Origin of the sequence: Billgrantia zhangzhouensis (genome assembly GCF_021404465.1) — a bacterium.
In the GTDB taxonomy this organism is placed as follows: domain Bacteria; phylum Pseudomonadota; class Gammaproteobacteria; order Pseudomonadales; family Halomonadaceae; genus Halomonas; species Halomonas zhangzhouensis.
In genome coordinates this window covers 209,987-218,837 of record NZ_JABFTT010000009.1, presented here as the reverse complement: position 1 = coordinate 218,837, position 8,851 = coordinate 209,987, and the positions used below count along the sequence as shown (strand labels likewise).

Annotated in this window: 8 protein-coding genes; 2 read left to right on the top strand and 6 right to left on the bottom strand. The window is 58.3% G+C overall.

Features of this window, described 5'->3' with window-relative positions:
* Nucleotides 1–138: 138 nt before the first annotated feature.
* Nucleotides 139–714, bottom strand: a complete 576-nt coding sequence (locus tag HOP51_RS13475) for a heme acquisition protein HasA (RefSeq protein WP_234274413.1) — start codon at nucleotides 712–714, stop codon at nucleotides 139–141.
* Between the two features lie 148 nt (nucleotides 715–862).
* Nucleotides 863–3,838 carry a TonB-dependent receptor gene (locus tag HOP51_RS13470; RefSeq protein WP_234274412.1) on the bottom strand — a complete coding sequence of 992 codons (2,976 nt, stop codon included), beginning with the start codon at nucleotides 3,836–3,838 and terminating at the stop codon, nucleotides 863–865.
* A 190-nt stretch (nucleotides 3,839–4,028) separates the two neighbouring features.
* On the opposite strand from HOP51_RS13470, the gene HOP51_RS13465 reads away from it, so the two are divergent.
* Nucleotides 4,029–4,433 carry an NUDIX domain-containing protein gene (locus HOP51_RS13465; protein WP_234274411.1) on the top strand — a complete coding sequence of 135 codons (405 nt, stop codon included), beginning with the start codon at nucleotides 4,029–4,031 and terminating at the stop codon, nucleotides 4,431–4,433.
* An 86-nt stretch (nucleotides 4,434–4,519) separates the two neighbouring features.
* Here the strand turns inward: HOP51_RS13465 and HOP51_RS13460 are convergent, their stop codons facing one another.
* The 4 genes from HOP51_RS13460 to HOP51_RS13445 form a co-directional block, all read right to left on the bottom strand.
* Nucleotides 4,520–5,125 (bottom strand): biliverdin-producing heme oxygenase, encoded by a 606-nt coding sequence (locus HOP51_RS13460; RefSeq protein WP_234274410.1) that lies wholly within the window; start codon nucleotides 5,123–5,125, stop codon nucleotides 4,520–4,522.
* A 20-nt stretch (nucleotides 5,126–5,145) separates the two neighbouring features.
* On the bottom strand, nucleotides 5,146–6,147 hold the full coding sequence (locus tag HOP51_RS13455) for a FecR family protein (RefSeq protein WP_234274409.1): 1,002 nt from the start codon (nucleotides 6,145–6,147) through the stop codon (nucleotides 5,146–5,148).
* 86 nt (nucleotides 6,148–6,233) lie between these two features.
* Nucleotides 6,234–6,737 carry an RNA polymerase sigma factor gene (locus tag HOP51_RS13450; protein ID WP_234274408.1) on the bottom strand — a complete coding sequence of 168 codons (504 nt, stop codon included), beginning with the start codon at nucleotides 6,735–6,737 and terminating at the stop codon, nucleotides 6,234–6,236.
* A gap of 112 nt (nucleotides 6,738–6,849) precedes the next feature.
* A complete protein-coding gene (locus HOP51_RS13445; protein WP_338073047.1) occupies nucleotides 6,850–7,131 on the bottom strand; it encodes an RES family NAD+ phosphorylase in 282 nt (93 codons plus the stop codon).
* Nucleotides 7,132–7,261: 130 nt separating this feature from the next.
* Between HOP51_RS13445 and dgt the strand changes: the two genes are divergently transcribed.
* Nucleotides 7,262–8,785, top strand: coding sequence for a dGTPase (gene dgt, locus HOP51_RS13440; protein WP_234274407.1), 1,524 nt, complete (start codon nucleotides 7,262–7,264; stop codon nucleotides 8,783–8,785).
* Nucleotides 8,786–8,851: the final 66 nt, after the last annotated feature.

The following is an 8,851-nucleotide window of genomic DNA, read 5'->3' as shown; positions in this document are numbered from 1 at the left end:
GGCGGTATCCGTAGGCTGGGCGTTTTGGCGAACATCAGCTTACTCGGATTTACCGCCGTTTCTCTATCCTGCCTTTCCCTAAGATCACTTCGCCTTCACGCCAGAATGCGTAGAACCTTTTTTATTATGTGGCGACGCTCACGCAGCCAGAGCCAGATCGAAGTCGCTGGATGCCGCACTGACACCCACCAGATCGGCTAGGAGGACATCGCTGGGGTCGAGGCCATTCTCCTCTAGCGCATTGATCAGGCCGCCGTTTGTGCCAGTCCCCGCACTGTCGTCGGCGCCAACCACGGAGCCGTTCATCAGACCCCAGATCACGTCATGCACCACATTCTCACGACCATCGGCAAGATCGCCGACCAGCGGCTCGTCGAAGGTGAAGGTGATGAAGTCGCTATCAACTGTACCATCACTGTTCAGGCCACCACCTAGGGTCAACCCTTCCAGCGTCCCGTGCAGCGTATGGCTGGAGAAATCATAGGTGAGATCCCCGACCGCCGAGAAGGCAAACGCTCCCGCATCAATCGAAAATGCGTAGACGTCGCCGGACAGTCCGGATGGATTGCCGTCCGTATAGAACCCTCCGGTATTATCGGGGTGCTCGCCGGGAACACCGAAGTCCTCGAATCCCACTAGCAGTTCCTCCAAAGTAGTGGGAGGAGGAAAGATAGGAGGAATGTTGCTTTCATCGTATTCAACGGAAACAGACATGATGCATTCTCCTTTTGCCTTGCTTGGTCAATGAGGTTCGGCGGCCCATCCGCCGAGCCCCGCTGGGCATGGCGTCGCATGCCCCGTCTTCCATGCCGCGATACGGCGACATGATCCTTCGACCGTGACAGGATTTCCCATCATGGTCTCAGAACTGCAATTCCACTCCCGCCATCGCCGTGCGCCCCGGCGCATAGGTGCGGGAGAAGATATCCGAATAACCGGTCACATAGTTTTGATCGCGCAGATTCTCTATGGAGGCGCGCAGCAACATGTGATCGTTGACGCGGTAGCTGGCGTACAGGTCCCAGGTGGTGTAGCTGGGCCAGATGGCGTAATCGAAGTCCTCCGGCTTGCCCTCGGCGCTATAGTTGAGCCGTGTGCCCATATCCAGCTTCTCATCGAACAGACGCATGCCCACTACCCAACTGCCACGGTCCATTGGCACGTTGCGCGCACTGTTCATGCCAAATTGTGCGGCCGCTCCCCCCGCAGCACAGTTTATCTGCTGGTCCAGATAATCCTCGTAGGAGTCATAGCCATTCTCGATCGCCCAGTGGTGCTGTTCTGAATAGTTGCCCTCCTCATCGGGCATATCGTGGCGCGGATAGTGACTTCCCATAGGACGTGCGTATTGGCAGAAGTTCTGGTCACCTCCCAATACATGGGTGTAGTTGAGGCGGGTGTACCATCGCCGGGCATCATAGTCGAGTTCCAGCTCGATGCCACGAAAGTTCATCGGCACCTGGTTATTGACGAACATGGTACTCCCCAACCCCCCAGTGCGTCCGGGCATGACATTGACCGTGCTGGTAATCAGATAGTTGTCCACTCGGGTGTCGTAATAGGCCAACTTGCTCAGCAGACGATCACTATCAAACAGCAGATCCTGGAAGACAGTATTGACGCCCACCTCCCAACTACGCGAGGTCTCGGATTCGGCATAGGGGTTGGGGAACATCACGGCAAAGGGGTCATCGGGGTGGCTGCCCTCCATCAGAGATTCGGTCAGCGCTGGCGGTCGCCATGACTCGCCCCAACTGGCAAACAGTTCCAGCCAATTGGTGGGACGGTAAGCTGCCTGTAAGGTGGGAAGCAGCTTGTCTTCACGATTGTTAACTTCATATTCGTAATAGGCATACTCGCCTTTCCACCCTGGGGCGAACCAATTCAGGTTGTAGTACCGATCATACAGGCCCATATCTCGCAACATCTGTTGCTCATCGGGAGAAAAATAGTCATCGAACTGCTCTTGTCGTGTGGAATAATTCCATTCCACCCCCGGCAAACGGGTATCACCTTTCAGCCGGTAATAGTCATAGCGCAGCCCTCCTCCCAGTGTCCAGGTGTCGTTTTCCCATACCAGATTGCCGAAGGCGCTGGCGATGCTGCGCTTTCCATTGGGTTGCAGAGTATTTTCCGCCATCCTGATGGCGGTACCTTGCCGGTCATATTCAGTATTGGAGTCGCCACGGTCCTGAAAGTACTCGATACCGTGATTGAAGCGGAAGCCATCGACGCGACCCAATGCAAAGCGCGCGGTATTCTCCAGCGCCAAGCCATAAGTAGTGATATTGGTTACTGCGTTGGAACCCAGCCCAGCCTCGCATTCACTTTGCCAGTTATCTGGAAAGGGCACTTGGTCGCATCGTCCTGTGCTCCATGCTTCCTCGGTCATGTTGATACCGTCGGTGATTACCGGCCGCCCTTCCCGGGTATAGCGCTCGTTATCGGTGGAGACGCGGTAGACCCTGGCCTCCAAGTCGATCCAACTAGAGTCGGGGTTGAAGGTGTAGTCGAGGCCGATGGACTGCGAGGTCGCCTCGGCATTGCCGTACTGCTGCCACGCCTCGTCGCCATCGCGCACGCTACCGTCGCTGGGGTTGGTGACCCGGCGATCGGAGACGTTGTTATAGGAGATATCGGTATCCAGATAGGTGAACTGCAGCGCCTGGTCCGGCGTCAGATTGAGCCGCGCCTTGAACAGGTTGGACTCCTGGGTCTGGTCGGTGAACTTGACACGGTCGACGACTTGCTCATTGTCGCGCTCCTCGAAGCCGTCCTGCACGCCGACCATCAGCCAGTCGAAGCTTTCCCCTCGACGCCCCGGCGCGTACTCGCCCAGGCTGCGCCGGCTCCGTGCCCCCAACAATTCCAGGCGGCCATCGCCGAAGCGCCCCGCCGCTGCCAGACTACCGATAAACTTGACCCCGTTGCCCTCGCTGCCCAGGCCGGTATTGGCCCTCAGCCGCACGCCGACATCGTTGCCGTCCATGATGATGTCGTCATAGTCCAACGTTCTGAAATTGGCGCTGCCGGCAATAGCGCCGGCGCCGTGCACATCGGACGTGGGCCCCTTGGAGACCACCACCTCGCTGAGCAACTCGGAATCGACGTAGAGACTGCCATTGCGCTGCTGGTGGGCGTTCTCGTTGAAGTTCTGGCGCATGCCATCGATCATGGTGTTGACGCGACCGAAGTCCTGCATGCCGCGAATATTCACCGACAGCGCGGGATCCTGGGTATCCACCGCGCTGTAGACCCCCGGCGTCTCGATCAGCATGTCGGCGGCATGGCGCGGCGGCAGGCGATCAATCTGCTCGCGGCTGATAACGCTCACCGAGCGCGGTTCGTGGTAGGTCCAATCCTGGCGACTAGCGGTAACCGTGAGGGTACTGAACTCGACCTGATCGCCAACGGTGGTCATCGTCGCCGGTTGCGGCTCGACGATTTCAGCGGTGCGGCCGTTGCGGTACTCGATACCCAACCCCGTGCCACTCAGCAGGCTTCGCAGGGCCTCATCGGCGGTCATCTCGCCGCTGATGGCCGGCGCCACGCCACCGATGGCCCTGTCATCCGGGCGCAGGACCGAGATGTTGGTGATGGCGGTGAATTCGCCCAGTGAGTAGAGCAACGACTGCTCGGGCAAATCGAAGCGATAGCGCTGCTGGGCCAACGGCTGGGCATCCATCGCATCGCGGCTTCCTCCCGATTGCCCATGGGCCTCGCGTAGCCCGATGCATACCACGAGAATCGCCAGCATCGCGACGATGCCGACTCCCTCCGCGACCTTGCGATAGAGACCTTTCCCCCCCGGCAGTCTCTCACGCTGCTCATGCTGCATGTGACGTTCCCCTTAACACAAGGATTTATTGAATGATTTTGCTTCTCATTCAATAAACGTTCGAGGCTGAGGCATTCCTCAATGATTCGGTCAAATCGGTGGCAATCGCGATGTAGCTGAGAGCGTGTCAGCGTTACGCTAGGGTGGCAGGCTAACGTTCGGGGCGACTCGTTCATCAGCGGAGGGCCGTATGCCGAAAACGATACAAGCCGCTTGCGCTGTCATTCAGCGCGAGGATGGCGCCATCCTGATGGTGAAGCGCCTAAACCCGCCCGAAGCGGGCCTATGGTCCGTACCCGGCGGCAAGGTCGAGCCCGGCGAGAGTCTGCGCGCCGCCGCCGCCCGCGAGGCGTTCGAGGAGACGGGGTTGCGGGTCGAGGTGGGCCGGAAGCTCTGGACGGCTCAACTGGCCTTGGACGATGAGTTCGTCTACGAACTGCATGACTTTGCCGCCACGCCCATCGGCGGTGCCCTGCAAGCCGGCGACGATGCCGCCGAGGTGCGCTGGGTACCTGCCAGCCAAATAAGCAGCCTGCCACTGGTAGCAGAGCTGCTCGATCATCTATGTGCGGCGGGGTTGGCTACCCGGCGCTAGGATTTATGCGAAAACGGTTTGGCTCGCCGACCTCTCGTACGAAACCTTGGCACTTGTTTTCTCGATCCGACTGGGCGGTTGGTGCCTCAACGAACCAACGGGCGCGCCAACGCTTCGACACAGGCGAAGGCCTCCTTGGCACCGCCAATCACTTGCGCGATGTCGGCTTCGGGCAGCGGTATCGCATCCAGCTGTTGCGTGAAGTTTCGCCAGTGCAGACCACGGCCTTCATCACTAGGTGCCAGGTGTCGCGCACCGTGGCTGGCGGATAACCCAAGCTCGGCGGCTCGCTTGAACAGAAAGGCCGCCCCAAGGTTGGAGCCTTCGTTGACATATAGCCACCCCAGCAGATGGGGCAGTGCCTCACGTAGCGGCGCCGCGCCATCTGCCTTTTGCCATTGTTCGGCGTCGACACCCAAGTCCTGGCAGTCGCGCACCACTGCAGCGTACCGGCAGCGCAAGGTCAGGTCGGAGATCCAGTCAGCCAGCCGTGGATGACGATAGATGGGCAGGCAGCGCTGCTGAAAACCCTGTTGAACCCTCAAGAAGCGGGCGTAGCCTTCCAGGTCGTCGAAAGGACGTAACGCCATGATCGACCGGTCGACGCTCTCATGCTGCTCTCGGGTGGCATGCTTGAGACGCTTGCTGAGCGGCTGAACGACCGCCTGTTCCAGTGGGGGCACTGTTTCCATGAGTGGCCTCGTTGTCCTCGTTAGAGAGAAGGGGAATCTTGGTTTGAGGGATGCGCCGGGAACGCCAGCCAGGTGATCCCCGGCAGCCGCCTGACGGTTATCCCCAGACTCGTTTCCAGGGCGCCGAGGATGGCGTCGGGATCATGCGCGGGAAAACTGCCGGAAAGCCGATAAGACGTCGTCCCATCGCCGCTGACGACCACTCGGCCTGGCAGCATGCGCTCAAGCTGTACGGCGACCTCGTCGAGTGCGGTCTGGTCGAAAAGAAGTTGGCCCCGAGCCCAGGCCAGCCGGCCCCTGGCATCGATCTCGCTGGGCATGCCTAGCGGTAAACCGCGGTGGAGCTGGATCGCCTGATTGGCGCCCAGCACCACCCGCTCGGTGCTTTCGTCACTCTGGCCACGAGAGACGGCAACGCGCCCCTCCTCCACGGAGACTTGCACGTCGCCGGCGTGACGCTCTACGGCAAAGCGCGTGCCCACCACCTTGGCTTTCGCCTCGCCGGCCAACACCGTAAAGGGGCGCTCGGATTCGCTGACCACATCCACCCAGAGGCGACCACGGCGCAGCGACAACTGCCGCCTGCCATCCGTCATTACGATATCCACGGCGCTATCGGCATCGAGAAACAGCCGGGAGCCATCTTCCAGCACCACCTGCTGGGTATGGCCTGGGGCAGTGGCCAGGTCTGCCATCCACCTGTCGAACACGCCGGGGTCACGCCACGCACCAAAGCCGAGTAACAACGTCAAGAGCAGACAGGCCGCAGCAGCCCACGGCCATGCTTGATGTAACGACGATGATGGCCGAGTACTGGCCTCCCGCTCGGCGAGCCACTTGGCCGGCGCTTCCACCGCTTGCCATAGCTGCTCCGCCTCTGCGTAGGCCTCGGCATGCCGCTCGCTCTGCGCCAGCCATGCCTCGAAGGCACGCCGATCCGCCTCGCTGGCAGCGGGGTCGCGCAGGCGTAGAAACCATTGCATGGCTTCATCGTCGAGCGCTTCCTGGGAGGGTAACGCCACCTTGGTACATCTCCTCATCGCACGATCATCGTTGTCACGGCACTTGTGGTTGCCTTTTCTAATAACGCCCCAGCGGCCAGATTCCCTCATTCCTCGTCATGCCGGCGTTGCCACTGACGGCATACCCGCATCGCTCGCATCATCTCTTTCTCCACGGTGCTGACCGAGACCTCCAAACGCTCGGCAATGGCGGCATAGGTCTCGCCTTCAACGCGATTGAGCAGAAAGATACGGCGCGTGCGCGCAGGCAATGCGTCCAGCTCAGCCACCAGATCGCCCCAGCGCTCCAGCGTAGCGGCGATCGACTCGGCGCTGGGGTGCGCATCATCCTGCGCTTCTACCTGAGCCCCCTCTTGATGACGTTGGCGCACCTTCTGGGCACGCAGATGGTCGAGCGCCAGGTTGTGCGCGGTACGGTAGAGTAGCCCGACGGAGTCGTCGTCTTTCGGCTGGCGACGCCACAACTTGACGAAGGATTCTTGCGCCAAGTCTTCGGCTTCGGCCTCGTTATCGACGATACGGCTGATCCGTTGGACCAGACGCGGTCGCTCCCCAAGGAACATCTTCAACAGTGCGCGTGGAGTCGCCATAGGGTAGGTAAGCATCACGTAGCGATGACATCATTAGCGACACATAGTGAAACAAACAAGACGCATTATCAAATGATAGGCATTTCCCTAATACTGACCGGGGTCTGGTTCGCTAAGGCCAGGGGAGAACTGCCACCCCCGCATCGCTCGGCAATCTCGAAAACATGGTCACAGCCTGCGCCTTGCCATCCCACACGTAGCGGAGATGCGGGCTCTGAATGGGAATACTCAGCGCCGGCGGGCGCAGCACCGCCGCACATTCATGCCCTAGCTGCCTGACGCTGTGGTAGAGAATGTCCCACGCCCCTTCCGCCCTGAGACGCGAAGCGAATGACTGACCACGTGGATAGGAGGCCAGGGCCGGGTCGTGCAGCTCGGGGTGACCCACGCGCACGTCATGCAGCGCCAATCAAGATCGCTCCTCATGTCTGCGGAAAACATTGGGAGTGCAATTGACAGCGACTGCTTGAGCATTTTCTTTCAGCATGTTATGAAAAATGAACATTACACGCGTGGGGGACAAGATGAAGGAAGTCATCGATTTCAAGACTAGGATAACAGCACAGAGACCCTATGCACGTTCGAATAACAACAGGCCTTGGACAACCAATGGCTACCTAGACTATCTGACTGGGCAGCTCGAAAGCGACCGAGGAAGAATCATCAACTCGCCGGCCATCCGAAGACTTCAACAAAAGACACAAGTCTTTCCTCTCGAAAGAAATGCCACCGTCCGGAGCCGCCTTACACACTCTCTTGAGGTGCAACAAACAGGCCGCTTCATTCTTCGCACCATATTCAAGAAGCTTAACGATAAAGATTTGACGGCGCAATATGGCCTTGAACAACTCGAACGTGCGCTTGAAAGCATCGTCGAGATGGCTTGTTTGAGCCATGACATCGGTAACCCACCGTTTGGCCATTTCGGTGAACATGCCATCAACTCCTGGTTCACCGAAAACCTCACTTCTATCAAAGAATTCATTGGCAATCATGTGTCGAATGCCGAGCTAGAGCAGAAGATGCTGCTCGACTTACAAAGCTTTGAGGGCAACGCTCAGGCGATTCGACTCGTAGCCAATTTACTGGTCTTGAATTTGACCTATACTCAAACGGCCAGCCTGCTCAAGTACGTACGCCCCGCGTACGAGCCGAAACCCGACAAAAAGGCAGACGGCGCCTACCTCAGAAAGAAACCCGGGTTTTATCTCTCTGAAGAAGATTTCGTGCATGAGCTGTGGAGTGCGTTAGGTATGCCGCTGGGCTCCCGCCACCCCGTAACCTGGATCATGGAAGCTGCAGATGACATCTCATATGGCCTTGCCGATATAGAGGATGCTGTAGAGAAAGGCATTCTCGACATCAAACAAATAAAAGAACTACTCGAGAAGGAATTCAAGGCTCTTGGCGACATCAATGAGGCCAATTTCATTACACTATCAAAAAACACACAAAGCTTCCAAGAGATAATCAATTTTGCCGCGCAACGGGCAGAAGCAACACCCATCAACAAAAGCAGCGAGTTTTTCCTGTGGCTAAGGGTCAACCTCATTCACTCGCTTGTTCAGCATGCCGCCGATCGCTTCATTGATAATATAGAGAGTATTTACGCAGGACATTTCGACCATGCTCTCATGGAGGATGACAGCCTTAACTCCTTAGCCATCGAAACCCTCAAAGGGGTCGCGCGAAAGGAAGTCTTCAGCAACCGAGAAGTTGAAACTCTGGAGCTTCAAGGCTACCGCATCATTTTCGGCTTGATTGATCTTTACTCCCCTTTGCTGAGGTGCAGCGCTGAAGAGTTCAATGCTACGCTCGACCAAGACAAAAGCGCTTCACCGTACCTCAAGCGTCTTGCGGGCCGTTTGGCCGAGCGGCACGTCAAGGCCTACCGACTGGCAACCGAAAAGGTCAACGGACAAGCGAACGAAGTTCTGTGGGAGTTTTACTACCGCTGCCGCCTGCTTCAGGACTTCATCAGCGGCATGACCGACCAGTACGCCTATGATGAGTACAAGATCCTCACGGTCGCAGGTAGCCATCTATAAGCGCAGGGCCTGGACGTGTGTCGGGTGCCGATTTCCGGCAACATAGCGGGAGACGTTGCCGCCGCC